Origin of the sequence: Aquabacterium olei (genome assembly GCF_003100395.1) — a bacterium.
GTDB classification, from domain to species: Bacteria; Pseudomonadota; Gammaproteobacteria; order Burkholderiales; family Burkholderiaceae_C; genus Aquabacterium; species Aquabacterium olei.
This window is the reverse complement of sequence record NZ_CP029210.1, coordinates 2,102,540-2,128,732: the sequence shown is the minus strand read 5'-3', so window position 1 is coordinate 2,128,732 and position 26,193 is coordinate 2,102,540. Positions and strand designations below refer to the sequence as shown.

Here is a 26,193-nt window from a genome sequence, read left to right as displayed (position 1 = left end):
TTCGGGGGAGGGTTCACTTCGACTGGGAAAGGATGAAGGCCTTGATGCGTTCAGCCGCTTCCACACATTCTTCGACGCCGGCCACCAGGGCCATGCGCACGCGACCGGCACCTGGGTTCACGCCCTGGGCCTCGCGGGCCAGGTAGCTGCCGGGCAGTACCGCGACATTGTATTGAGCCAGCAGTTCACGGGCGAAGGCCTCGTCGCTGCCACCACAGACGGTGTCGGGCACCTTGGCCCACAGGTAGAAGCTGGCGTCCGGCAGGGCCACGTCCATGACCGAAGCCAGGATGGGCGTGACCTTCTCGAACTTCTCGCGGTACAGGCGGCGGTTTTCCACCACGTGGGCCTCGTCGTTCCAGGCGGCGACGCTGGCGCGCTGCACGGCGGGGCCCACTGCGCTGCCGTGGTAAGTGCGGTAGAGCAGAAAGGCCTTCATGAGCTTCGCATCGCCCATGACGAAGCCCGACCGCAGCCCCGGCACGTTCGAGCGCTTGGAGAGGCTGGTGAGGGCCACAAGGTTGCGGAAATCGGAGCAGCCCAGTTTCGCGGCGGCTTCCAGGCCACCCAGGGGCGCGGCATCGGGGCCTTCGCGGAAGTAGATCTCGGAGTAGCACTCGTCCGACGCGATCACGAAGCCGTGGCGGTCGCTCAATTCGAACAGGCGCTGCCATTCTTCCAGCGGCATCACGGCACCCGTCGGGTTGCCCGGCGAGCACACGTACAGCAGCTGGGTCGTGGCCCACACGGCGTCGGGAATGCTGGACCAATCCGCCGCGAAGTTGCGCGCCGGGTCGGAATTGGCGAACACCACACGCGCGCCGGCCAGCAGGGCCGCGCCTTCGTAGATCTGATAAAAAGGGTTGGGGCAGACCACCGCCGGGCCGCCTGCTTCGGCGTGCTGCGTCGGGTCGATCACCGTCTGCGCCAACGCGAACAGCGCCTCGCGCGAGCCGTTGACCGGCAGGATCTGCGTGGCAGGATCGAGCGACAGGCCGTAGCGACGCTGTACCCAGGCCGCACAGGCTTCGCGCAGGGCGGGCTCACCTGCCGTGGCAGGGTAAGCGGCCAGGCCGTCGAGCGCGGCGGTCAGGGCGTCCTTGATGAAGGCAGGCGTCGGGTGCTTCGGCTCGCCAATGCCCAGGCTGATCGCCCGGTAGGCCGGGTTCGGCACCACCCCGGCCGTCAGCTGACGAAGGCGCTCGAAGGGGTAGGGCTGCAGTTTGGAAAGCAGGGGATTCATGGGGCGCGATTATCGCCCGTGGTGGGGCTCGGACTGCGCCTTGTCGGCCTCGGGATGTGTCATGTGCCCGTGCGCGCGGCGAGGGCGTCACGGTCCCGGCCGCTCCGCTTGGCCTGGTACAGCGCCTTGTCGGCCCGCTCCAGGATCTGGGCGACATTGCCCGGCGCTTCGTGCACGGCGATGCCGGACGAAAAGCGCACACGCAGTCCCGGGGCCGAGGCCGACACCGGGGCGTGGCTCAGGGCCTCGCGCAGCCGGCGCATGGCGATGGCGGCCTTGCCTGCCGTCGCGTTGGGCAGCACCACCAGGAACTCCTCGCCACCCCAGCGCGCCACCGTGTCGGTCTCGCGCAGCACCAGCATGGCGGCGGACGCAAAGGCCTGCAGCGCCTCATCGCCCACCTTGTGGCCATGCTGGTCGTTCACCTGCTTGAAGTGATCCAGGTCGATCAGCACCACCGCAAAGCGCTCGCCGTAGCGATCGAAGCGCTTGACGCTCTGGTCGAGCTTCTCCTGCATGAAGCGGCGGTTGTACAGGCCCGTCAACACGTCGCGCACGGCGAGCTTCTGAACCTGCTCCAGCGCGGCCCGCAGATCCCGTCGCTGCGTGGCGACGCGCTCACGCCAGGTCGAAAGCCGGTAGGCCGACAGCACGACCACGGGCATCGAGCCGGCGAGCAGCTCGAACCGGATCAGCTCGTGGGCGGGCGGGTAGTAGACCGGGTCCAGCCAGGACAGGATGCCCATGGTGGCCGCCAGCACCAGTGTGGCGACGATCCCGATCGCGGCAGACTGTTTGGGAGTGTGCGTGTACATGCCGAAGACGGTGACCAGTGCCAGCAACACAAGCACTAGGCCCCGGTCATGCGGCCCGACGGCCGTGTAGGCGAACGCGATGGCCAGCAAGGCAAACACGTTCTGCGGGATCATCAGCGTCGGGTCCTTCAGGCGGCGCGTGCGGCCGCTGCGCACGAGCAGGAAGAACACCACATAGGCGGGCAGGCTGGTCCACGCCAGCCAGGCCGGCGCGAAGCTGCGCATGACGCCGATGTCGGCCGCCATCCGCGCGGCCAGGCAGCAGATCAAGTACATCACCGCGCAGAGCAGAATCGCCGCCGTGCGCAGCCTGGTGGCGCGGTCGGGCCCGAACACGAAGGCGGCCAGCCGGCTGATGGCCTCGATGATGGGGTCATGCTCTTCCGCGAAGCTGGTGGCCGGGTTGCCGCTCATGCCCCGTCCTCCTGAAGGCGAGCCACGCTGCGCAGGTCGATCAGCAGGGCGCTGCCTTCTGCCTGGGCGGCAGGCTCACCGCTGCGCGGTACGGCTGCCACGCACCGGTTTCGGCCCGTGCGTTTTGCTTCGTACAGTGCGGTGTCCGCCCGGTCGAGCAGGGCATCCAGCGTCTCGTCCTCACGCAGTTGCGCCACACCGGCCGACACGCTGATGTGCACCGACGGGTGGCCCGGCACCGCCAGTTGCTGTGCCTGGAGTCGCAGACGATCAAGCGCAACGAGCGCATCGGCCAGGGGCACGCGGGGCAGCAGCAGCAGAAACTCCTCGCCGCCCCAGCGTGCAAGCAGGTCCACCTGGCGGAGGTCCTTGCGACCGAGTGCAGCCAGAGCCTTCAGCACCTCATCGCCGGCGGCATGGCCGTGGCGGTCGTTCACGTGCTTGAAGTGGTCGATGTCGATCAGCGCCACGCACATCGGCGTGTCATGCCGCAGGCTCTGGCGAATTTCACGCTCGAGGATTTCCGTCATCATCCGCCGGTTCATCAGCCCGGTCAGCATGTCGGTGGTGGCCAGCTGCTGCACCGTGGTCAGGGCGTCCTTCAGCTCCCGGGCCTGACGGTCAAGGCGCACCCGGATGTCGCTCACCCACTTGGCAACCAGCGACAGCAGCAGGATGGTGGAGCCCCCCACTGACAAATGCAGCCACCCGACGGGCGCGGGGAAGCTGGCGGGGTCATGGTGGTGCAGCCCCGTCACCGCCGCTGCGAGCAGCAGCACGGAGGCGCAACCCAGCGCCAGAACCTGGAGGGGGCGCAGGCGGAACATGGCGGCGACGATGGTCTGCGCGATGAGGATGATCACGTTGCCGCGGTCGGAGCCGAGCGCCACGTAGGCGGCCATGGACAGCACGATGCACGCCATGGCGTGGGGAAACGTGAGCACCGGATCGCTGAGGCGGGCCGACCAGCCGCTGCGCACCAGCGCGTACACCAGCGTGAAGACGGCCAGGCTGGTGCCGGCCAGGATCAGCGCAAGGGACGGGGCCAGCAACCCGAATGCCGACGACTGGATGGCCACGGCCATGCTGACCGCGTAGAGAGGCCCCGTGGCCAGCACGAACAGCACATGCCGCCGCCGCCGGGGATGGCGGCCCAGCAGGGCATTCGCGAAGGAGGGAAACCGGGGTGAGGGCAGTGGCGGCATCGGTACATCAGGCCTGATGCCGCAGGATATCGGCCGCAAGCGCCCGGACTCCCGACGTTTACGCCAGTTCAGTGCGTGGCGGGGAACATTGGCCGCCGGATGACGTCATGGGCCCGGGCGATGGGGGCCGGCGAGATAGCGCTGGTCCGAATACGTCAGCATCCAGTGCGGCTTGAATGCCACGAAGATGGCAGTCAGCATGCCCGTGCTGATGGCTTCGCCCCACCCGAGCAGCCAGTGCGCCAGCAACCATTCACCGGTGTCGATGCCTTCTGGCACGCGCCCGATGGCCGCCGCGGCGAGCCCGGCGAGCGTGACGGACAGGGCCGTGACGATGAAGCCCCGCCCGAGAATGAAGACGAAGAGGTGGGCGGGCATGAACCGCCGGACAGCCAACCCCAGCAGCAGGCCCAGTGTGGCCGGCAGCACGCCGAGCCACGCCACCTGCGCGGCGATGGCATCGGCCTGATGGAGCAACCGGGGGCCCAGATCCGTTACGCCCTGGATGGCGGGCAAGGCCTCGTTCATCCAACGCTGATGCGCGTTCAGACGCGGGGGGGTGAAGGCCTCCAGCGCGGCCGTCAGCACGCCGACGAGCGTGATGCTCCACACGGCCAGCGGCCAGCCGAACATCAGCACGAGCAGGCAGGCGCCGCTGACATGCAAGGCCAGCCCGGAGGGCAGCAGATGCCGTGTCCACCAGGCAAAGGGCAGGATCACCATGGCGCCGAGCCAAGGACTCTGCAGTTCGCGGTGGCGCAGCGGCAACCAGGGCTTGAACGGCAGGGTGGCCGCGAGGCAGCCAAGCACCATCACCCATTCGATCGCGGGCAGCGCCCCGTCCGAGAAGGTCATTGCTCGCTGCCCGGTGGATCAGGGGCTCAGCCCAGCAGGCCGGTCTCGGCGTTGTGCTGCGGCAGTTCCACGCGCGGGGCCGGCTTCCAGCCCTTCTTGCGGTGCTCGACGACCACGTTGGTGTAGATGCCGCCGCGCACGTACCACTTGGCCGTGATCCGCAGGTAGCGCGGGTCGATGGCCTTGACGATGTCTTCCAGAATGTCGTTGGTGACCTTCTCGTGGAACGCGCCTTCGTTGCGGTAGCTCCACATGTACATCTTCAGGCTCTTGAGTTCGACGCAGAGTTCGTCGGCGATGCAGTCGATCGTGAAGTGCGCGAAGTCGGGCTGCTTGGTCAGCGGGCAGAAGCAGGTGAACTCGGGCACCTGGAACTGGATGACGTAGTCGCGCTGGGGGGCCGGGTTGGGGAACACGTCCAGCTGGCGCGACGGCACCGAGGGGGGCACCGCGGGGGCGGTGCGCTCACCGACGACCAGATCGGCTTCGGTCGGGGCGGTCTTGCGGGCGCGGGCAGGGGCCTTCGCGGCGGTGGAAGAGGCTTTCTTGGCCATGCGGGGATTGAAGCAGTGCACGCGGTGGCGCGCGGGTCTGGAGGAGGAGGTGCAAGCCACCACGCGACCTTAGGGCCGTGCGCGGAGGCAGGCTTGCACAGCAAATGCCAATGGTATCATCCCTGATTGTCTCTCGCCCTCAAAACGGCGGGTTTTGATAGAGAAATCAACGACTTAGCGGGTGGCTTGCCTCGAATTTGCGTCGGGTGTGCCCGCGGTCCGGCCCGCAGGCATCGGTCCCGGTTGAGCCCCAAGCATGCGTCTGAATTCGATCAAGCTGTCCGGCTTCAAATCCTTCGCGGAACACACGCACTTCCAGCTGCCCGGGCAGCTGGTCGGCGTGGTGGGCCCCAATGGCTGCGGCAAGTCCAACATCATGGATGCCGTGCGCTGGGTGCTGGGCGAGTCCAAGGCGTCCGAGCTGCGTGGCGAGTCCATGCAGGACGTGATCTTCAACGGCTCGGGCAACCGCAAGCCGGCCAGCCGCGCCAGCGTCGAACTCGTCTTCAGCAATGAGTCGGGCCGCGCAGGTGGGCAGTGGAACCAGTTCGCCGAAATCGCCGTCAAGCGTGTCCTCACGCGCGACGGTACGTCGAGCTACTACATCAACAACCAGCCCGTGCGCCGTCGCGATGTGCAGGACGTGTTCCTCGGCACCGGCCTGGGGCCGCGCGCCTACGCCATCATCGGACAGGGCACCATCAGCCGCATCATCGAGTCTCGCCCGGAAGAGTTGCGGCTGTTTCTGGAAGAGGCGGCCGGGGTCTCGAAGTACAAGGAGCGCCGTCGCGAGACCGAGAACCGGTTGAAGGACACGCGCGAGAACCTGACGCGGGTAGAAGACATCCTCCGGGAGCTGAACAACAACCTGGAGCGCCTGGAGCGGCAGGCCGAGGTGGCTTCGCGCTACCACGGGCTGCAGGAGCAGGGCACGCTGAAGCTGCATCAGCTGTGGTTCCTCAAGCACCGCGATGCCACGAGCGAGGAAAGCCGCATCCGGCTGGCGGTCGCTGAGGCCACCAACGCGCTGGAGGCCCGCATGGCCGAGCTGCGGTCGGTGGAGGCCGAGCTGGAGCACGTGCGTCAGGACCACTATGCATCGAGCGATGCGCTCCATGTGGCCCAGGGCGCGCTGGCCGATGCCAACCTGGAAGTGAGCCGGCTGGAAGAGCGCATCCGCTATGTGGTGGAGGGCCGTCAGCGCACCGAGCAGCGTCTGGCGGAACTGAAGGCACACAACGATCAGTGGGCTGAGCGCGCTGCCGCGGCCGAGATCGAGCTGGAAGAGCTGGCCGAGAAGATGATGGCCGCCGAGGAGCAGGCCGAGATCCTGGCGGCGCAGGCCGAAGAGCTGGCCGGCAACGTGCCTGCCCTGGAAGACGCCGTGCGGGCCGCCACCCAGCGCGCCAACGCCCAGCGCGGGGCCGCACAGCAGGTGCAGCAGCAGATCCAGCTGCTGGCGGCCGAGTCGCGCAGCATCGACGAACAGACGCGCCAGTTCAACATGCGGCGCGAGCGCCTGGTGGCCGAGCGGCAGAACCTGACTTCGACCGACGACGCTCGCCTGCATGAACTGAAAGCCCAGCTGGACGAGGGGCAGGAGGCCCTGGCTGTGCTGGAAGCCCGCCTGGGCGACCTGACCGACACCGTGCCCACGCTGGACGAGCAGCGCAAGGCGCGCCAGAACGAGGCCAATGCGCAGGCCGCGCGCCAGGCTGAACTGGCCGCGAGGCTGGAGGCCCTGAAGGCCTTGCAGGAAAAGGTGCAGACCGAGGGCAAGCTCAAACCCTGGCTGGCCAAGCACGGGCTGGATGGCTTGCCCGGGTTGTGGACCCGCGTGCACATCGAGCCCGGTTGGGAGAACGCCCTGGAAGCGGCCTTGCGCGAACGTCTGTCGGCGCTCGAGGTCGGTCGGGTCGAGACCGTGCGCGCGTTCGAGCAGGATGCGCCACCCGCACGCCTGGCGTTCTACAGCCTGCCGTCGGACGAGATTGCGAACACCCACGCCACCTTGCCCCGTCTGAGTGACCTGCTGCGCCTGACCGAGCCGGGCCTGAAGGCGATGATGAACGACTGGCTGGAGGGCGTCTACACCGCCGCCAGCCTGGAAGAGGCGCTGGCCAGCCGCAGCAAACTGACCCATGGCGAGCTGATCCTGACGCGGGCCGGTCATGCCGTGAGCCAGTTCGCCGTCACGTTCTATGCGCCGGACTCCGAGCAGGCCGGCATGCTGGCGCGCGCCCAGGAAATCGAGAACCTCGACAAGCAGGTCAAGGCTCAGGCGCTGATGGGGGACGATGCCCGGGCTGCGCTGATCCGTGCCGAAGCGGCCTACACCGACGCCTCGCAACGCCTGGCCGTGTCCCGGCGTGAAACGAGCGAAGCGCAGCAGCGCACGCACGCCCTCCAGGTCGAGGTGTTGCGGTTGACGCAACAGGCCGAGCAGACATCGAGCCGGCGCGGGCAGATCACCGAAGAACTGACCGAGATCGACGCGCAGCTCGACGAGCTGCAGGAACGCCGCGCCACCGGCGAGGCCCGCTTCGAGGAGCTCGACGTCAGCCTGGGTGAGGCCCAGGAAAAGCACGCGCAGCTGGAAGAGAGCGTGATCGAAGCAGAGCGCAAGCTGTCGCAGGCGCGCGAGCAGGCCCGTACGCTCGAGCGCCAGGCTCAGGAGGCGCAGTTCAGCGCCCGGTCGATGGTGGCGCGCCGCGGTGAACTGCAGCGCGGCATCGAAACCGCCCGTCAGCAGATTGCCGCCAACGAGGCGTCTGCCGCACAGCTGAACGACGAGCTCGCGAAGCTCAGTGAGTCGACGGCCAGCGCCGGGCTGGATGAGGCGCTGGCGGTGCGTGTGGAAAAGGAAAAGGCGCTCGGTGCGGCACGCCAGCATTACGACGACCTGTCCGCGCAGCTTCGCCGTGCCGACGAGCAACGCATGGGCTTCGAACGCAGCCTGCAACCGCTGCGCGACGAGATCACCAAGCTGCAGCTCGAATTGCAGGCGGCCTCGCTGGGTGGCGCACAGTTCATGGAGCAGCTCAACGCCGCCGGTGTCGACCTGGCCGTGCTGGCCGAAGGCATCGAGCGCGATGGCGTCAAGCTCTACGGCCTGCAGACCGAGATCGACCGGATCCAGCGCGAGATCAATGCGCTGGGTGCCGTCAACCTGGCCGCGCTGGAAGAGCTGACCGCCGCCCGCGAGCGCAAGGGCTTCCTCGATTCGCAGATGGCCGACCTGATGGACGCCATCCAGACGCTCGAGGACGCCATTCACAAGATCGACCTGGAGACCCGTGACCTGCTGGGCTCTACCTTCAACACCGTCAACGAACACTTCGGGCGCATGTTCCCCAGCCTGTTCGGTGGAGGCAGTGCCAAACTGGTCATGACCGGCGACGAGATCCTCGATGCCGGCGTGCAGGTCATGGCCCACCCGCCGGGCAAGAAGAACAGCACCATCCACCTGCTCTCCGGTGGCGAGAAGGCGCTGACCGCCATCGCCCTGGTGTTCGCCATCTTCCAGCTCAACCCCGCCCCGTTCTGCCTGCTCGACGAAGTCGATGCGCCGCTGGACGACGCCAACACCGAACGTTACGCCCGCCTGGTCAAGAGCATGTCCAGCGGCACCCAGTTCCTGTTCATCTCGCACAACAAGATCGCGATGGAGATGGCCGAGCAACTGGTGGGCGTGACCATGCAGGAGCAAGGCGTCTCGCGCATCGTGGCCGTCGACATGGAAGCGGCACTGGGCATGGCCCAAGCCTGAGGACCCTCATGAACTCTTCCCTCACCCTGTATCTGGCGATTCTCGGCGGCGTCGTGCTGGCGGTCTTCCTCATCCACAGCACCTGGCAGTCGCGCAAACTGGCCGCCCGGCAGCCGCGCCGTGCCGCCGTCGAGCCGGTAGACACCCAGGCCGGCCTGCCCGGTGAACCGACGCTGGGCGACGACCTGCCCACGCAGCCGTTGGACCTGCCCGCAGCGCCCGGCACGGTGCCGCCGCTCAAGCGAGGACACGTGCACCTGGATGCCCTGGTGGACGCCATTGCGACCATCACCATCGACGCACCGATGAGCGGCGATCACATCCTGCTGCACGTGCCGACCACGCGCCGTGCGGGCAGCAAGCCCGTGCTGATCGAGGCGCTGCGCGCCGATTGCGGTGAGTGGGAGGCACCTCAGGCCGGCGTGACGTACGCCGAGCTGCAGGCTGGCGTGCTGCTGGCCAACCGCACCGGCGGCCTCAACGAGATCGAGTATTCCGAGTTCGTGCAGAAGATCCAGGCGATGGCCGACGCGCTGAGCGGCGCGGTCGAGTTCCCGGACATGCTGGACGTCGTCGCGCGGGCCAAGGAGCTGGACGCCTTTGCCGGCGCGCACGACGCACAACTCGCCATGCGCTTGTATGCCCGCGGCAGCGCGTGGTCGGTGGGTTACGTGCAGCAACAAGCGGCGCGTCACGGATTCCTGCCCGGCTCGCTGCCCGGCCGGCTCGTGTTGCCCGGCAACGAAGAGGGTGCTCCCCCGGTTCTGACGCTCCAGTTCGACGCCCAGGTAGCCTTTGCAGAAGACCCTGACCAGGCCGCGCTGCGGGAACTGCTGCTGGCCTTCGACGTGCCCCAGACCGCGCCGGAACAGACGCCGTTCAGGGCTTGGTGCGCCGCGGGCGAAGCCCTTTCCATGGCGCTGGATGCCGTCATGGCCGACGACCAGGGCCAGCCGTTCTCACCGGCCGCATTCGCCTCGATTGAAGGCGAGCTGACCCGCCTGTACGAGGCGCTTGCCGCGCGCGACCTTGGCGCCGGATCGGCCGCCGCACGCCGCCTGTTCAGCTGACTGGAGGCGCCATGTCGCAATCCAACGTGTCCGGCGGCGCTCCGACGGCCCCGCCCGGCGACGACCTGCCCACGCCGGCCGAGCAGGCTGCCACGCTGCGCGCGCAGTTGCACGAGCACGCGCACCGCTATTACGTGCTGGACGAACCGGCCATTCCCGACGCGGAATACGACCGGCTCTTCCAGGCGTTGCAGACGCTGGAGGAAACCTACCCCGAGCTGCGCACATTCGATTCACCGACGCAACGCGTGCTGGGCAAGGTGCTGGAGGGCTTCACGCCGGTGCGCCACGCGGTGCCCATGCTGTCCATCCGCACCGAGACCGACACCGAGGCAACCGGCGCCGAGGCCTTCGATGGCCGTGTGCGGCGCGAGTTGGAGCTGCCTGATGAAGCACCGGCCGTCGAGTACGCCGCCGAGCTGAAGTTCGACGGGCTGGCCATCAACCTGCGCTATGAGCAGGGCGTGCTGGTGCGCGCGGCCACACGCGGCGATGGTGAGACAGGCGAAGACGTCACACAGAACATCCGCACCATCCGACAGATTCCGCTGCGCCTGAAAGGCGAGGGCGCGCCAGCGGTGCTGGAGGTGCGCGGCGAGGTCTACATGCGCCGTGACGACTTCGAGACCCTGAACGCCCGGCAACGCGAACACGGCGACAAGACCTTCGTGAACCCGCGCAATGCGGCGGCCGGCGCCGTCCGCCAGCTGGATCCGGGCATCGCCGCCCGCCGCCCATTGAGCTTCTTCGCCTATGGACTGGGTGAGGTCCAGGGCTGGGACATGCCGGCCACGCACAGTGGTGTGCTGGATGCACTGGCTGCGTGGGGCCTGCCGGTCAGCAGCGAGCGTACCGTGGCGCAAGGCGCAGCTGGCCTCGTTGCCTTTCACCAGGCCATCGGGGCGCGGCGCGACGGCCTGCCCTTCGACATCGACGGTGTGGTCTACAAGGTCAACAGCCTGGCCTTGCAGGCCCGACTCGGTTTCGTGACCCGCGAACCACGCTGGGCCGTGGCCCACAAGTACCCCGCACAAGAGCAGCTCACCCAGGTCGAAGGCATCGACATCCAAGTGGGCCGCACGGGCAAGCTGACCCCGGTGGCGCGCTTGAAGCCCGTGTTTGTCGGCGGCGTGACGGTCACCAACGCGACGCTGCACAACCTGTTCGAGTTGCGCCGCAAGCGCGTGCGCGTGGGTGACACGGTGATCGTGCGACGCGCCGGCGACGTCATCCCGGAAGTGGTGGGCGTCGTGGCCGGCGAGCGCCCGGCCTACGTGCCCAACTTCCGCATGCCCGCGCACTGCCCGGTGTGCGGCAGCGATGTGGTGCGCGAACGCGCCGAGGTGGATCACCGCTGCTCAGGTGGCCTGTTCTGCGCCGCGCAGCGCAAGCAGGCGCTGCTGCACTTTGCCCAGCGCCGCGCCGTGGACATCGAGGGCCTCGGTGACAAGCTGGTGGACCAGCTGGTCGATGGCGGTCTGGTCCGCACGCTGCCCGAGCTGTACAAGCTCGGCCTGATGAAGCTGGCCGCGCTGGACCGCATGGCGACCAAGAGCGCGCAGAACCTGGTGGACGCGCTGGAAAAGAGCAAGCACACGACCTTGCCGCGTTTTCTGTTCGGCCTGGGCATCCGCCACGTGGGCGAGGCCACGGCGAAAGACCTGGCACGCCATTTCGGCGGCATCGACCGCATCATGGACGCCACCGAGGCGCAGTTGCTGGAGGTACGCGACGTGGGCCCGGTGGTGGCACACAGCATCCGCACCTTCTTCGACCAGGCGCACAACCGCGAGGTGGTGGAGCAACTGCGTGCGTGCGGTGTGACCTGGCCCGAGCACGAGCCGGCGGCCGACCCGGCCAGCCTGCCGCTGTCAGGGCAGACCTTTGTGCTGACGGGAACGCTGCCCACGCTCAGCCGCGATGAGGCCAAGGCCCTGATCGAAGCGGCGGGGGGCAAGGTCGCCGGCTCGGTCTCGAAGAAGACGCATCACGTCGTGGCCGGCGCGGAGGCCGGCAGCAAGCTCGAGAAGGCGCAGAGCCTGGGGGTGTCCATCCTCGACGAGGATGGCCTGCGTGCGCTGCTGGCTCTGGCGGGCAGCGTGGCAGGTGGCGCGGTCGGCGAAGAAGCCGATCAGTCCTGATCGCGGTGCTGCTGGGGCTCGAGCGCATGCGCTTTCAGGGCCTCCAGCGGGATCACCTCCAGTGCCTTTTCATGGGTGGCTTCCAGGGCCACCGGCGGGGCCACGCCGGCCTGCCACGCTTCCAGCCAGCGATTGGCGCACAGACACCAGCGCTGGCCCGGCTGCAGACCGGCAAAACGCCATTCGGGGCGGGGCGTCGACAGGTCATTTCCCCGTTTCATCGAGAACGCCAGAAACTCGGCCGTGACGCGACAGCACACCACGTGCAGGCCGGTGTCGTCGGGCCGGGTGCGGCAGCAGCCGTCCCGGAAGTAGCCGGTCAACGGATCGTAAGAGCAGGCCCGCAGCGGGCCGCCCAGCACGTTGCGGCCGGGCACGAGGTCGATGGCAGACATGGTCTTGGCGTTGCGTGGAGGTGAGGGCGGTCAGGCCTTGGGCGGCGTGTGCGGCCCACCGCGCTGGATCAGGGTCATGGCCGTGCCGATCAGCGACGACACCTCGCTCATGTTGCCCGGCACGATCATCGTGTTGTTCGTGCGCGCCAGCTGGGCATAGGCCTCGACGGCCTTCTCGGCCACCTTCAGGTTCACGGCCTCCTGGCCCCCCGGCGCGCTGATGGCCGCGGCAATCTTGCGGATGGCCTCGGCGGTCGCATCGGCCACGGCCGCGATGGCCGCTGCCTCACCCATGGCGCGGTTGATCTCGGCCTGTTTCTCGCCCTCGGACTTCGCGATGAACGACTCGCGCTCGCCGTTGGCCAGGTTGATCTGTTCGAGCTTGCGGCCTTCGGATTCGGCAATGCGGGCGCGTTTGTCGCGCTCGGCGGTGATCTGCTGCTGCATGGAGCGCAGGATCTCGTTGGGCGGCGTCAGGTCCTTGATTTCATAGCGCAGCACCTTGACACCCCAGTTCAGCGCGGCCTCGTCCAGCGCGGCCACCACGGCCGAATTGATCACCTCGCGCTCCTCGAAGGTGCGGTCCAACTCCATCCGACCGATCACGCTGCGCAGCGTGGTCTGGGCCAGCTGCGTGATGGCCACGACGTAATCGGCCGAGCCGTAGCTGGCCCGCATCGGGTCGGTCACCTGGAAGTAGAGGATGCCGTCAACCTGCAGCTGCGTGTTGTCGCGCGTGATGCAGACCTGGCTCGGCACGTCGAGCGCGATTTCCTTGAGCGAGTGCTGGTAGGCCAGGCGGTCGACGAAGGGCACGAGCACGTTCAGACCGGGCGTCAGCACGCCGTGGTATTTGCCCAGCCGCTCGACCACCCAGGCGCTCTGTTGCGGCACGACCTTGACGGCCTTGGCGACGAAGATGACGGCGATGACGAGCAGGACGACGGCGAGTTCCATGACGGGGCTTTCCTCGTTGATCGGTTCAGATCTTTTCCAGCACGAGCTGGTTGCGCTCGATGGCGCAGATGCGGTGCGGGCCGGTCTGCGGGGCACCTTGCGGGTCGGCCAGGCGGGCGCGCCATTCCGAGCCACGATGGTGGACCCGGGCGGTGCCGTCGGCGTGCCAGTGCGACACCTGCACCTGCTCGCCCACATCCAGATGGCCCAGCCCCGGCGGCGGCGCGTCGCTGTCGGCCGGGCGCGTGGCGCGATGGCGTTGACGCGCATACCAGGCAAGCGCGGCCGCACCGCCCGCGCAGGCGGCCACCACGATCTGTGCGACCAGGCCGATGCCCAGCCACGCGGCCACCCCGCCGACGGCGGCACCCAGGGCCAGCATCAGCAGGTAGAGCGTGCCGCTGAGCAGCTCGGCGCCCACGAGCAGGCCGGCCAGAATCCACCACATCGTCACGTCACCCATGCGTCAACTCTCCCGTTGCAACCGAGTGTAGTACGGGCGTGTGACGGTGCCAGCGCGCCGGTTGCGTGCAAGGCCAGCCCCCCGGGGATGTGTGCTGGCGCAAATTCGCCGCGCCTGACATACGCAGCACCTTCAATCGCCCCTACACTTCGCGCTTTTCCGGATTTTCCGCCGTTCCATCCTGAAGGGGCCGCCCATGCTGCGTTTCCGCTTTCCGATCGTCATCATTGACGAGGACTTCCGCTCCGAGAACACCTCGGGTCTGGGCATCCGTGCCCTGGCTGACGCCATCCAGAAGGAAGGCTTTGAGGTGCTGGGCGTGACCAGCTATGGCGACCTGTCACAGTTCGCGCAGCAGCAAAGCCGCGCCAGCGCTTTCATCCTGTCGATCGACGACGAAGAGTTCACGCCCGGCCCCGAGCTCGACCCGGCGGTCTTGAACCTGCGCAAGTTCATCGAGGAAATCCGCTTCAAGAACGCGGACATCCCCATCTATCTGTACGGCGAGACGCGCACCTCGGAGCACCTTCCGAACGACATCCTGCGTGAGCTGCACGGCTTCATCCACATGTTCGAGGACACGCCCGAGTTCGTGGCGCGTCACATCATCCGCGAAGCCAAGAGCTACCTCGACGGCCTGGCGCCGCCGTTCTTCAAGGCGCTGATGGACTACGCCCAGGACGGCTCGTATTCCTGGCACTGCCCGGGGCACTCGGGTGGCGTGGCGTTCCTGAAGAGCCCGGTGGGCCAGATGTTCCACCAGTTCTTCGGCGAGAACATGCTGCGCGCCGACGTGTGCAACGCCGTGGAAGAGCTGGGCCAGCTGCTGGACCACACCGGCCCGGTGGCCGAGTCGGAGAAGAACGCCGCGCGCATCTTCAACGCCGACCATTGCTTCTTCGTCACCAACGGCACGTCGACCTCGAACAAGATGGTGTGGCACCACACCGTGGCCCCCGGTGACATCGTCGTGGTGGACCGCAACTGCCACAAGTCCATCCTGCACAGCATCATCATGACCGGGGCCATCCCCGTGTTCCTGACGCCCACGCGCAACCACCTCGGCATCATCGGCCCGATTCCGAAGAGCGAGTTCGAGCCGGACACCATCCGCAAGAAGATTGCCGCGAACCCGCTGCTGAAGGGTGTGGACGCCAAGAAGGCCAAGCCGCGCATCCTGACGATCACGCAGAGCACCTACGACGGCGTGCTCTACAACACCGAGACCATCAAGGGCATGCTGGACGGCTGGATCGACAACCTGCACTTCGACGAAGCCTGGTTGCCGCATGCCGCCTTCCACAAGTTCTATGGCATGTACCACGCCATGGGCAAGGGCCGCGCGCGCCCCAAGACCTCGGTGGTGTACGCCACGCAGTCGACCCACAAGCTGCTGGCCGGCATCTCGCAGGCCTCGCACGTGCTGGTGCAGGACTCGCAGACGGTGCCGCTGGACCGCCACCTGTTCAACGAGGCCTACCTGATGCACACCTCGACCTCGCCGCAGTACGCGATCATCGCGAGCTGTGACGTGGCCGCGGCGATGATGGAGCCCCCGGGCGGCACGGCGCTGGTGGAAGAGTCGATCAAGGAAGCGCTGGACTTCCGCCGCGCCATGCGCAAGGTCGACAAGGACTACGGCAAGGACTGGTGGTTCAAGGTCTGGGGCCCGGACAAGCTGGTGGCAGAAGACATCGGCAAGCCGTCGGACTGGGTGCTCAAGGCCAATGAGAAGTGGCATGGCTTCGGCAACCTGGCCGAAGGCTTCAACATGCTCGACCCGATCAAGTCGACCATCGTCACGCCGGGCCTCGACATGTCGGGCAAGTTCGCCAAGAGCGGCATCCCGGCGAGCATCGTCACCAAGTACCTGGCCGAGCACGGCGTGGTGGTCGAGAAGACGGGCCTGTACTCGTTCTTCATCATGTTCACCATCGGCATCACCAAGGGCCGCTGGAACACGATGCTGACCGCGCTGCAGCAGTTCAAGGACGACTACGACCGCAACCAGCCGATGTGGCGCGTGCTGCCCGAGTTCTGCCAGAAGTATCCGATGTACGAGCGCATGGGCCTGCGCGACCTGTGTCAGGCCGTGCACGAGGCCTATGCCAAGGGCGACATCGCACGCCTGACGACGGACGTGTACCTGTCGGGCCTGGAGCCGGCGATGAAGCCGAGCGACGCCTATGCCTGCATTGCCCGCCGCCAGACCGAGCGCGTGGACATCGACCAGCTGGAAGGCCGCATCACGACCGCGCTGCTGACGCCTTATCCGCCGGGCATCCCCCTGCTGATCCCGGGCGAGCGCTTCAACCGCAAGATCGTCGACTTCCTGAAGTTCACGCAGAGCTTCAATGTGGCCTTCCCCGGCTTTGCCACGGACGTGCACGGCCTGGTGTCGGAAGAGCTGCCGGGCGGCGCGCGACGCTACTACGTGGATTGCGTCAAGGCCGAAGGCTGAGGCACATCAGGGCAGGCGCAGCGTGAAGGCGGCGCCCCCGGCCGCGTCGGGGGTGAGGGCGACCTGACCCTGGCGCTCGCCGCTGCGGTGTGCCTCGGCCACGGCGCGGCTGAGGGCGGTGCCGAGACCCGTGGCATGCGAAGCGCCCGGGTCGCCCGCGCTGAGCCCTGCCCCGTCGTCACGAATGCGCCAGACCAGCCAGCCGGATTCCTCGGCGACACTGAGCCTTACGGCGCGCGTGGCAAACCGCAAGGCGTTGTGAAGGGCGGCATCGAGCGCCAACTGCACCAGGCGGCGATCGAAATACCAGAAGGGCGGAGCGAGTGGATCGGCGTCGATGCTGAACTCGACCGGTCGTCCTTCCGCGTTCGCCTTGAGCTGCCAGACCTGTTGCAGGTACTTCAGCAGGTCGGAAGGCGACTCGTCCTCACACAACGCATGCAACTGACCCGACTCGGCGCTGTACAACGTCAGGAATTGGGTGAACTGGCGCCTCAGGTCTGCGCAGTGCTGGTGAGCCGTCTCGGCGCCCACGGGTGTGGGGTCGTCGATCATGGCCGCCAGCTCGCACTCGAGCACCCCCAAGGCATTCTTGAGGTCGTGGGCAATCAGTGCGAGGGGCGTGCTCATGGCATTCAGCGAGGGAGACCGCCACCTTCCAGGGCACTCACGGTCTCGCGGAAGTAACGGCGCATCATGGTGACACGGTCGTTGGCGGGCATCAACTTCTCCAGCCGGCTGAGGTAGAGACGCACCTTGTCGACACGGGCCGGGTTCAACTCCTTCTTCAGGCGCAGCGCCATGCAGTTGATCTGCGCCGCCTGCAGCAGCACCCCGGTGTTCTCCGGGTAGTCCTTCACCGCCTCCTCGATGGCCAGCACGGCCTCGTCGACCTGGCTGTCGCGCAGCAGCTTGCGGGCGTCCTTGACCTTGTTCTCGAGGGCCGCCGCCGCGCCGGCAATCAGCTGCTCCACCTTGTCTTCATGGCCCGTATCGCGCAGCGCGTTGCCGATCATCTGCTTGACTCGCGGGTTTTCGTGGTCCGCCGACACGGCAGACTCGAGCAACTTCAGGCCGGCCTCTTCGTTGCCGGCCATCAGCTCTGCCTTGGCAAGGGCAATGGTCGCGAAGTCGGCCTTGCCCTTGCGCAAGGTCTCACGCGCCCGGCGCATGGTCTTCTCGGCCTCGATGGCATTGCCGTTGCGGATGTGGGCCTGGGTCTGGATGGCCATGGAGACGCTGCCGAAAGCGGGGTTGGTCCGGTAGGTGCTGTCGCCCTCGCTCAGTACCTTGAGCGCATCTGCCGCCTCGCCCTTGTCTACCAGCGCCTGAGCCAGCAGCAGGGTGTCCTGCGGCTGCGCGATCACCGATCCTTTGGTGGCCTTGGCCACCTTCTGCATGCACTCCTTGGCGGTGTCCAGGTCGCCGTTGCGGTAGGCGCTTTCGCCCACGAGCCGCTGACGCCGCGCAGAGGGCACCACGGCTGCCGCGTCTCGCAGCACCCACAGGGCGCCACTGGGGTCACCCTGCGCCTCCAGCGCCTCGGCCACCACGTCGTAGGCCGCCACGTTCTTTTCGCCTTCTGGCGAGTGGATGATTTCCTGGGCGATCTGGCGGGCCTCCTCGAACTGCCCTGCGGCCTTGTGCGCGCGGGCCAGCCCCAGCTGGGCCCAGATCAGGCCCGGGCGGTGTTCCAGGGCCATGCGGTAGACCTGCTTGGCGTCTTCATGGCGCCCGAGTTGCAGCAGGGCTTTGCCCTTGGCCTGCAGCGCCGCCATGGCCCAGCGGCTGCGCTGCGCCAGAATGCGGTCGCACGCGGCCACCGCACCGGTCAGGTCTTCCTTCGAGAGGCACTGGTGGATGGGCAGGAGGGCCTCGCGCTTTTCCAGCTGCGACTTCAGCCGATCCTCGATGTCGCTGGCCGTGATGGGCTTGAGCAGGTAGGCGTCTGGGTGATGCTCGGTCGCCGCCGCGACCTGGGCATAGGCGCTCTCGGCCGTCACCATGAAGAACAGGCAGTCTGCCGGCAGCAGGTTCTGATCGCGCAGGTACTCGAACCACTGCTGTCCGTCGGACTTGTGGTTGAGGTTGAAGTCGCACAGGATGAGGTTGTAGCGGCGGCTGCGGATCAGCCGCGTGGCATCCTCGGCGTTCGCGGCCACGTCGGCCTTGCCGATGCCGATCTGGTTCAACTGGCCGCGCAGCGTGGTCTGCTGCGTCGACATGTCGTCCACGATCAGTGCGGTGAGGTGGGAGTAGGGGGTCACGATCGCCATAGGGGCACTCTCTCGTCTGCGCCGGCACGCCTGTGGCCGCGCGCCATGCCAATGGGCGGAACGCCCGCCCGGGCTACCACGGTCTGTTTTTCGGCATGCTGAAATGGAACTTGAGGGCTGGGAAATGCGGGCGTCGTTTCACAAAGAAAAACGGCGCCGTAAAGGCGCCGTGGATGGAGCAGGGGGGAGGCCTCTGCGTTACTTGAAGATGTTCTTCACGCGGTCGGTCCAGCTCTTGGAATTCGGCGAATGTTTCTCGCCGCCCTTCTTGAAGGACTCGTCCAGCTCCTTCAGCAGCTTGCGCTGGTGCTCCGTGAGCTTGACTGGCGTCTCCACCACGATGTGGCAGTACAGGTCACCCGGGTAGCTCGAGCGGATGCCCTTGATGCCCTTGCCACGCAGGCGGAACGTCTTGCCGTGCTGCGTGCCTTCAGGAATCTCGATCTCGGCCTTGCCGCCCAGCGTGGGCACCTCGATGCTGCCACCGAGCGCTGCCGTGGTCAGCGGCACCGGCACCGAGCAGTGGAGGTCGTCGCCGTCCCGCTCGAAGATGTCGTGCTGCTTGATGCGGATCTCGATGTAGAGATCGCCAGCCGGCCCGCCATTGGTGCCCGGCTCGCCGTTGCCGGCCGAGCGGATGCGCATGCCCTCGTTGATGCCCGCCGGGATCTTGACTTCCAGCGTCTTGGTCTTCTTGACGCGACCCTGGCCGTGGCAGGCCGTGCACGGCTCGGGGATCACCTTGCCGGTGCCCTGGCAGTGCGGGCAGGTCTGCTGCACGCTGAAGAAGCCCTGGCGCATGTGCACCGTGCCCGAGCCGTTGCAGGTGGGGCAGGTCTTGGCGCTGGTACCGGGCTTGGCGCCCGAGCCGTGGCACACGCCGCACTCATCCCACGCGGGGATGCGGATCTGCGTGTCCTTGCCGGCGGCGGCTTCCTCCAGCGTGATTTCCATGGCGTACGACAGGTCGCTGCCACGGTAGACCTGCGGACCGCCGCCCCGGCGGCCGGCGCCCTGGCCGAAGATGTCGCCAAAGATGTCGCCGAACGCATCGGCGAAGCCGCCGAAGCCTTCCGGACCACCGCGGCCGCCCATGTTGGGGTCGACGCCGGCGTGGCCATACTGGTCGTAGGCGGCCTTCTTCTTGGGGTCGGAGAGCATCTCGTAGGCCTCTTTGACCTCCTTGAACTGCTCCTCGGCCTCCTTGGCCTTCTCACCCTGGTTGCGGTCAGGGTGGTACTTCATGGCCAGCTTGCGGTAGGCCTTCTTGATCTCGTCTTCCGACGCGCCCTTGGCCAGGCCAAGGACTTCATAAAAATCGCGTTTTGCCATGTGGATTCCAGGCGGTGGCGAAGGTGGCCCAGGCAGCAGATTGCCGCAAGGCCCCGGATTCGACAAAGGCACAGGGTGCGAGCGCGGTGCTCACACGGCCTGTGCCCTGCCGACGCTCGGGCCGAGGCCCGATCCCGATCAGTCCTTCTTGACTTCCTTGAACTCGGCGTCGACCACGTTGTCGTCGGCAGGCTTGCTGTCGGCTGCACCAGCGGCATCGGCACCTGCGGCACCGGCTGCGCCAGCAGCACCCTGGGCGGCCTGCATGTCGGCGTACATCTTCTCACCGAGTTTCTGGCTGGCGGTCATCAGGGCGTTGGTCTTGGCTTCGATGTCGTCCTTGTCTTCGCCCTTGAGCGCTTCCTCGACGTCCTTGATCGCGGCCTCGATCTTTTCCTTCTCGCCGGCTTCCAGCTTGTCGCCGTACTCGGTCAGCGACTTGCGCACGCTGTGCACCATGGCGTCGCCCTGGTTCTTGGCCTGCACGATCTCCAACTTCTTCTTGTCTTCGGCGGCGTTCAGCTCGGCGTCCTTCACCATCTTCTGGATCTCGTCTTCCGACAGACCCGAGTTGGCCTTGATGGTGATCTTGTTTTCCTTGCCCGTGCCCTTGTCCTTGGCGCTCACGTGCAGGATGCCGTTGGCGTCGATGTCGAAGGCCACCTCGATCTGCGGCACGCCACGCGGTGCGGGCGGGATGCCTTCGAGGTTGAACTCGCCCAGCATCTTGTTGCCCGAAGCCATCTCGCGCTCGCCCTGGAACACCTTGATCGTCACGGCCGGCTGGTTGTCGTCGGCGGTCGAGAAGGTCTGCGCGAACTTCGTCGGGATCGTCGTGTTCTTGCTGATCATCTTGGTCATGACACCGCCCAGGGTCTCGATGCCCAGGGACAGCGGGGTCACGTCCAGCAGGAGCACGTCGGTGCGGTCACCCGACAGAACCTGGCCCTGCACGGCGGCGCCCACGGCGACGGCTTCGTCCGGGTTGACGTCCTTGCGCGGCTCCTTGCCGAAGAACTCCTTGACCTTCTCCTGCACCTTGGGCATCCGGGTCATGCCGCCGACCAGGATCACGTCCTGAATGTCGGCCACACTGACGCCAGCATCCTTGATGGCGGTGCGGCAGGGCGCGATGGTGCGCTCGATCAGCTCGTCGACCAGGCTTTCCAGCTTGGCACGGGTCAGCTTGACGTTCAGGTGCTTCGGACCGGTGGCGTCAGCCGTGATGTACGGCAGGTTGACGTCGGTCTGCGTGCTGTTGGAGAGCTCGATCTTGGCCTTCTCGGCGGCTTCCTTCAGGCGCTGCAGGGCCAGCACGTCCTTGGACAGGTCCACGCCCTGGTCCTTCTTGAACTCGGCGATGATGTAGTCGATGATGCGCTGGTCGAAGTCTTCGCCGCCCAGGAAGGTGTCGCCGTTGGTCGACAGCACTTCGAACTGCTTTTCGCCGTCCACATCGGCGATCTCGATGATGGACACGTCGAACGTGCCGCCACCCAGGTCATACACCGCGATCTTGCGGTCACCGGCGCCGTGCTTGTCCAGGCCGAAGGCCAGGGCCGCGGCGGTGGGCTCGTTGATGATGCGCTTGACGTCGAGACCGGCAATGCGGCCGGCGTCCTTGGTGGCCTGGCGCTGCGCGTCGTTGAAGTAGGCGGGCACGGTGATGACGGCCTCGGTGACTTCTTCACCCAGGTAGTCTTCGGCCGTCTTCTTCATCTTGCGCAGGATCTCGGCGGAGACCTGCGGCGGAGCCAGCTTCTTGCCGCGCACTTCCACCCACGCGTCGCCGTTGTCGGCGGCAGCGATGGTGTAGGGCATCAGGTCGATGTCCTTCTGCACTTCCTTCTCGGTGAACTTGCGGCCGATCAGGCGCTTCACCGCGTACAGCGTGTTCTTGGGGTTGGTGACGGCCTGGCGCTTGGCCGAGGCGCCCACCAGGATCTCGCCGTCTTCCTGATACGCGATGATCGACGGCGTGGTGCGTGCACCTTCGCTGTTTTCGATGACCTTGGTGGTGTTGCCTTCCATGATGGCCACGCACGAGTTCGTGGTGCCCAGGTCAATACCGATGATCTTGCCCATGTTGGTCTGCTCCTAACGGAATCTGAATCTGTGTGTCTGGAAGCGATGGCTTCCGCTTGTTCGGGTAAGTGCGTGCGCCGTGGGGTTTTTCAAGAGCCTGCCGATTTGATCTTCAGCAAGTTCCGCCGCACCGGCCGCGCAGGCGTCACTTCGGCGCGGCCACCGTCACGAGGGCCGGGCGCAGGATGCGGTCGGCAATCGAGTAACCCTTCTGCAGCACGCCCACCACGGTGTTGGCTTCCTGATCGGCGGGCACCATGCTGATGGCCTGATGGAGGTTGGGATCGAACCTGGCGCCTTGCGCGGGGTTGATCTCCAGCACCTTGTTGCGCTCGAGGGCCGAGGCCAGCTGGCGGAGCGTGGCCTGCACGCCTTCCAGCACGGTCTCGACCGGGGTGTCGGGCTTGGCGGCTTGCGTGGCGAGGGCGGCCTCCAGGCTGTCGCGCACGGGCAGCAGGCTTTCGGCGAACGACTCGACGGCAAACTTGCGGGCCTTGCTGATTTCGTCTTCCGCGCGGCGGCGGACGTTTTCGGCCTCGGCCTTGGCTCGCAGGTAGGCATCGGCCACTTCGGCGTGCTTGGCCTGCAGCTCGGCAAGTTGCTGCTCGATCGAGGGGGCAGCGTCGGGCGTGGCCGACGGGGCGGCCTCGGGGGCATGTTCGGGCGTGTGGGCGGTGTCGCTCATCTCTGCTTGTGTGGGTTGGATGCGAAAACCTGGGGTAGATCAGGGTCAGGCGGCGGCTTTCAAGAGGCCGTCGCCAAAAAAATGTGCCTCGTCGGCAAAAAAGAGGTCAGCGCTCGTCGACGCTGGCAGACCACCGTTGCCAGTCCGCCAGCTGGCGCCGGTCCCGCTTTGTGGGGCGGCCTTGCTCGATGCTCTCTGCCGGCTCGGCCGACAGCCGCCGCCGCTCTGTGTGTTCGCTGCGGCGAAGCAGGCTTTCTGCCGTCTCTTCGTACAGCATCTGCGCCTGCACGGCAGGCCCCCGCACGGTGCTCACGGCCTTGACCACCACCGTTCGCGTCAAGGCCCCCTGTCGGATGTCGACCGTCTCGCCACCGCGCAGCTCGCGCGATGCCTTGGCCACCTGGCCATTGACCTGGATGCGCCCTTTGTCAATGTCGTCCGCGGCCAGGCCGCGCGTCTTGTAGAAACGCGCAGCCCAGAGCCATTTGTCGAGGCGGAGCCGGTCGGTGAGGCCGGGCAGCGGGCGAGCAGAGGTGTCTTGCTTCATGGTCGGTGAACGACCGCACTGTAGCGCAGTGCGCAGGCGGCCGCCCTCGGGTCAACTGCTGCTGTCAGGGGCTTGCGCGGCGGCGCCCCGTGCTGCGCGCGCCAGAAAGCGTGCCGGGTCGAGCGCGTCGCGCAAGTCTGCCTCGACCGGGCAGGGTGCGCCCGTCACCCAGTGCGCCAGCAGCCGTCCGGCCAGCACGGACCACGCGATGCCTCGCGAGCCCAGTCCGGCGATCAGGTAAAGCCCCCCGGCGTCATCGCGCTGTCGGGCAATCTGACGCACCTGGTCTGCGCGAAGATGCGGGACATGGGCCAGCCGAGCAGGCGCCCATGGCAACGCGCCGACCACGGGCAGCCGGTCCGGCGTGACGGCACGCCAGCCGACGCGCCCGTCGAGCCCGTCCACGTCGTCTTCCTCGGAAGGCAGGCCGGAGAGCCCCAATCGCCGGGCCTGCTGCAGGTTGTGACGGTGATCGGCCTCCCGCACGGTGGGGTCGGCGTCGTGGTGCTGGCTGGTGGCACCGCACAGCAGGGTGTGCTCGTCGAGCGCAAGCGCGTAGCCGCTGCCGGCGATGGGCGCCTGAGGCAGGCCGGCTGGGAGGGGCAGGGCCGTGATCTGTCCTCGCACGGCGCTCAGCGGCGGCACGGCGACGGCGAGTTCATCGGGCAGCGTGCCGAGCAGCGTCGGTGCGCCCAGCGCGTTGGCCAGGACCAGGGTGGGCGCCTGTGCCAGCGCGGCGCCGGTGGCGGACATCGCCTGCCACTGGCCTGTGGGCTCGTCGCGTTGCATTGCGGCAGCTTCAACACCGAACTTGACGGTCAGCGCACCCGGGAAGCCGGTTGCCGCCGCTTCCAGCATCGCCTGGGCCAGCCCGGCCGGGTGCAGCCAGCCCGCCTGAGCAAACCACCAGCCGCCGCTCGGCACGGGCACCCCACATCGCTGTGCAGCTTCCTCGGCCGTCAGCCAGGTCACATGCGCCTTCGGCAGGCCCAGGCGACGCAATGTGGCGCGCGCCGTGGCCTCGTCCGTCTTCGGGTCGAGGCGCAGCAGGCCATCGGGTTGACCGCGCACCTGACCGCTTGCAAGCCAGTTGCCCGCTTTCTGCCAGAGGGCGAGCACAGCGGCCCGGTGCGCCCGCGCATGCACACCGTCTTCGCCATGCACGATGCTGTGAAACAGCCCGCCCGGGTTGCCGGACGTGGCCTGCGCGGGGCCGCTTTCGCGATCGAGCAGGGTCACGCGCCATCCGGCCTCGCACAGGGCCAGCGCGGCGCTCGCACCCGCCAGCCCGGCGCCGATGACGACAGCGTGCCGATGCCGCGGGGCCGGCGCGCGCCACAGCCCCCCGGCGGGTGGGGAGGGCACATGGCGCGGCGCGTGGAGACCGCTCAGCGCCTCGCGATGACCTTCGGCGTCCGGCATGATCGCCAGTTCGAAGCCGGCTGCGGCCAGCGCACCGCGAATGGCAGGTGTGTGCGTCCAGCAGGCGAGGGTGGCTTCCGGAGCGGCCAGCCGGTTCAAGCGGGTCAGCAGGCGCTCGTCCCACATGGCCGGATTGCGGTCGGGCGCGAAGCCGTCGAGGTAGAACGCGTCGGCCTGGGCCAGCAGCGCCGGCAGCAGGCGGTTCACATCGCCCAACCCCAGCATCAACCGAACCCGTGGCCGCCTGCCGCTGCCACCGGCAGGCAGGCCGGCCTCGTCGAAATCGAGCAGATGCCAGCCCGGCGTCAGCGGGGGCCAGGCGGCTTGCAGGCGGGCCGCCAGTTCAGCGGCTGGGCCTGTCTTGCCGGCATGGGCCGCGGCCAGGTCAACTGCTTGCAGCGGGTGCTGCTCGACCGAGATGAAGATCAGTTCGTCGCAGCGGGCCGGGTCGTCACGCCAGCTCAGCCAGGTGGCCAGAAAGTTCTGCCCCAGCCCGAAGCCGGCCTCCAGGATCACGAAGCGATCGCGTTGCTGCCATCGCCCCGGCAGGCCGTTGCCGTGCAGGAACACATCCCGGGCGCGCGCCCAGATGTCCCTCGGCTCGCCATAGAAGTCATCGTAATGCGGCGCGTAAGGCGCGCCAGGCGCCCGGCCCCCTGGCGCTTCGCCCAGGGTTGCAGGTGTCAGGGTCATGCCCGATTACTGGGCCGCCCAGCCACCGTCCATGTTCCATGCGGCACCGCGGATGTTGTCGCCTGCCGACGAGCACAGGAACACGGCCAGGTCGCCCAGTTGTGCCGGGGTCACGAACTGCAGCGAAGGCTGCTTCTCACCCAGCAGGCCCTTCTGGGCTTCGGCCAGCGAGATGCCTTCACGTGCCGCCTTGTCGTCGATCTGCTTCTGCACCAGCGGGGTGAGCACCCAGCCCGGGCAGATGGCGTTGACCGTGATGCCGGTCGTCGCGGTTTCGAGCGCCACGACCTTGGTCAGGCCCACGATGCCGTGCTTGGCCGCCACATAGGCCGACTTGCCTGCCGAGCCCACCAGCCCGTGCACCGAAGCCAGGTTGATCACGCGCCCCCAGTTCTTCGCCCGCATGCCGGGGATGGCGAGTCGCGTGGTGTGGAAGGCCGAACTCAGGTTGATCGCGATGACCGCGTCCCACTTTTCGATCGGAAAGTCTTCGACGTTGGACACGTGCTGGATGCCGGCGTTGTTGACGAGGACGTCCACACCGCCAAAAGCCTGATCGGCATACGCCATCATCTCGGCAATCTCGGCCGGCTTCGACATGTCGGCGCCGTGGAAGCCGACCTTCACGCCGTGCGCCTGGCCTGCAGCCGACACGGCTGCCTGAGGCGCGGCCGTGTCGCCAAACCCGTTCAGAATGACGTTGGCGCCCTGTGCAGCCAGCTTTTCAGCGATCCCCAGGCCGATGCCGCTGGTGGACCCGGTCACGAGGGCGGTTTTTCCTTTCAACATCTCAGGCCTCCTGTCGGCAAGT

The 26,193-nt window shown here is 67.3% G+C and carries 20 protein-coding genes; 4 read left to right on the top strand and 16 right to left on the bottom strand.

Annotated features, from left to right (window positions below; genetic code table 11):
* Positions 1-13: 13 nt before the first annotated feature.
* The 5 genes from dapC to queF all read right to left on the bottom strand — a co-directional run bounded on the left by dapC (position 14) and on the right by queF (position 5,086).
* Positions 14-1,243 (bottom strand): succinyldiaminopimelate transaminase, encoded by a 1,230-nt coding sequence (gene dapC / locus DEH84_RS09625; protein WP_109036665.1) that lies wholly within the window; start codon positions 1,241-1,243, stop codon positions 14-16.
* Positions 1,244-1,302: 59 nt separating this feature from the next.
* The gene (locus DEH84_RS09620; RefSeq protein WP_109036664.1) at positions 1,303-2,472 is read right to left on the bottom strand and encodes a GGDEF domain-containing protein; all 1,170 of its coding nucleotides are present in this window, start codon (positions 2,470-2,472) and stop codon (positions 1,303-1,305) included.
* Positions 2,469-3,677, bottom strand: a complete 1,209-nt coding sequence (locus DEH84_RS09615) for a GGDEF domain-containing protein (RefSeq protein WP_109036663.1) — start codon at positions 3,675-3,677, stop codon at positions 2,469-2,471. Before DEH84_RS09615 ends, DEH84_RS09620 begins: the two co-directional genes overlap by 4 nt.
* 105 nt (positions 3,678-3,782) lie before the next feature.
* A complete protein-coding gene (locus tag DEH84_RS09610) occupies positions 3,783-4,532 on the bottom strand; it encodes a hypothetical protein (protein WP_109036662.1) in 750 nt (249 codons plus the stop codon).
* A gap of 26 nt (positions 4,533-4,558) precedes the next feature.
* Positions 4,559-5,086: a preQ(1) synthase gene (gene queF / locus DEH84_RS09605; RefSeq protein ID WP_109036661.1), complete on the bottom strand. Its 528-nt coding sequence runs from the start codon at positions 5,084-5,086 to the stop codon at positions 4,559-4,561.
* Positions 5,087-5,342: 256 nt separating this feature from the next.
* Here queF and smc point away from each other — a divergent pair, with 256 nt between their 5' ends.
* The 3 genes from smc to ligA are packed head-to-tail and all read left to right on the top strand — an operon-like array spanning position 5,343 to position 12,066.
* The gene (gene smc, locus DEH84_RS09600; RefSeq protein ID WP_109036660.1) at positions 5,343-8,855 is read left to right on the top strand and encodes a chromosome segregation protein SMC; all 3,513 of its coding nucleotides are present in this window, start codon (positions 5,343-5,345) and stop codon (positions 8,853-8,855) included.
* 8 nt (positions 8,856-8,863) lie between these two features.
* On the top strand, positions 8,864-9,925 hold the full coding sequence (locus DEH84_RS09595) for a cell division protein FtsZ (protein ID WP_109036659.1): 1,062 nt from the start codon (positions 8,864-8,866) through the stop codon (positions 9,923-9,925).
* Positions 9,926-9,936: 11 nt separating this feature from the next.
* Positions 9,937-12,066: an NAD-dependent DNA ligase LigA gene (gene ligA, locus DEH84_RS09590; protein ID WP_109036658.1), complete on the top strand. Its 2,130-nt coding sequence runs from the start codon at positions 9,937-9,939 to the stop codon at positions 12,064-12,066.
* On the opposite strand, the gene DEH84_RS09585 is transcribed toward ligA, so the two are convergent.
* The 3 genes from DEH84_RS09585 to DEH84_RS09575 are packed head-to-tail and all read right to left on the bottom strand — an operon-like array spanning position 12,057 to position 13,881.
* Positions 12,057-12,461 (bottom strand): DUF2237 family protein, encoded by a 405-nt coding sequence (locus DEH84_RS09585; RefSeq protein WP_109036657.1) that lies wholly within the window; start codon positions 12,459-12,461, stop codon positions 12,057-12,059. The two genes, ligA and DEH84_RS09585, sit on opposite strands and share 10 nt — an antisense overlap.
* A gap of 30 nt (positions 12,462-12,491) precedes the next feature.
* A complete protein-coding gene (locus DEH84_RS09580) occupies positions 12,492-13,418 on the bottom strand; it encodes an SPFH domain-containing protein (RefSeq protein ID WP_109036656.1) in 927 nt (308 codons plus the stop codon).
* Between the two features lie 25 nt (positions 13,419-13,443).
* The gene (locus DEH84_RS09575; protein ID WP_109036655.1) at positions 13,444-13,881 is read right to left on the bottom strand and encodes an NfeD family protein; all 438 of its coding nucleotides are present in this window, start codon (positions 13,879-13,881) and stop codon (positions 13,444-13,446) included.
* A 196-nt stretch (positions 13,882-14,077) separates the two neighbouring features.
* Here DEH84_RS09575 and DEH84_RS09570 point away from each other — a divergent pair, with 196 nt between their 5' ends.
* A complete protein-coding gene (locus tag DEH84_RS09570) occupies positions 14,078-16,342 on the top strand; it encodes an arginine/lysine/ornithine decarboxylase (protein WP_109036654.1) in 2,265 nt (754 codons plus the stop codon).
* Positions 16,343-16,348: 6 nt separating this feature from the next.
* Here the strand turns inward: DEH84_RS09570 and DEH84_RS09565 are convergent, their stop codons facing one another.
* The 8 genes from DEH84_RS09565 to DEH84_RS09530 form a co-directional block, all read right to left on the bottom strand.
* A complete protein-coding gene (locus tag DEH84_RS09565; protein ID WP_109036653.1) occupies positions 16,349-16,972 on the bottom strand; it encodes a sensor histidine kinase in 624 nt (207 codons plus the stop codon).
* Positions 16,973-16,977: 5 nt separating this feature from the next.
* Positions 16,978-18,618: a tetratricopeptide repeat protein gene (locus DEH84_RS09560; protein ID WP_109036652.1), complete on the bottom strand. Its 1,641-nt coding sequence runs from the start codon at positions 18,616-18,618 to the stop codon at positions 16,978-16,980.
* A gap of 198 nt (positions 18,619-18,816) precedes the next feature.
* Positions 18,817-19,950, bottom strand: coding sequence for a molecular chaperone DnaJ (gene dnaJ, locus DEH84_RS09555; protein ID WP_109036651.1), 1,134 nt, complete (start codon positions 19,948-19,950; stop codon positions 18,817-18,819).
* Positions 19,951-20,088: 138 nt separating this feature from the next.
* A complete protein-coding gene (gene dnaK / locus DEH84_RS09550) occupies positions 20,089-22,035 on the bottom strand; it encodes a molecular chaperone DnaK (RefSeq protein ID WP_109036650.1) in 1,947 nt (648 codons plus the stop codon).
* Between the two features lie 145 nt (positions 22,036-22,180).
* Positions 22,181-22,720: a nucleotide exchange factor GrpE gene (gene grpE, locus DEH84_RS09545; RefSeq protein ID WP_109036649.1), complete on the bottom strand. Its 540-nt coding sequence runs from the start codon at positions 22,718-22,720 to the stop codon at positions 22,181-22,183.
* Between the two features lie 106 nt (positions 22,721-22,826).
* Complete coding sequence (locus DEH84_RS09540) at positions 22,827-23,267, bottom strand: RNA-binding S4 domain-containing protein (RefSeq protein WP_109036648.1); 441 nt, start codon at positions 23,265-23,267, stop codon at positions 22,827-22,829.
* 51 nt (positions 23,268-23,318) lie between these two features.
* Positions 23,319-25,382 (bottom strand): bifunctional tRNA (5-methylaminomethyl-2-thiouridine)(34)-methyltransferase MnmC2/FAD-dependent 5-carboxymethylaminomethyl-2-thiouridine(34) oxidoreductase MnmC1, encoded by a 2,064-nt coding sequence (gene mnmC, locus DEH84_RS09535; RefSeq protein WP_109036647.1) that lies wholly within the window; start codon positions 25,380-25,382, stop codon positions 23,319-23,321.
* Positions 25,383-25,388: 6 nt separating this feature from the next.
* Positions 25,389-26,171: a 3-hydroxybutyrate dehydrogenase gene (locus tag DEH84_RS09530; protein ID WP_109036646.1), complete on the bottom strand. Its 783-nt coding sequence runs from the start codon at positions 26,169-26,171 to the stop codon at positions 25,389-25,391.
* Between the last annotated feature and the right edge of the window lie 22 nt (positions 26,172-26,193).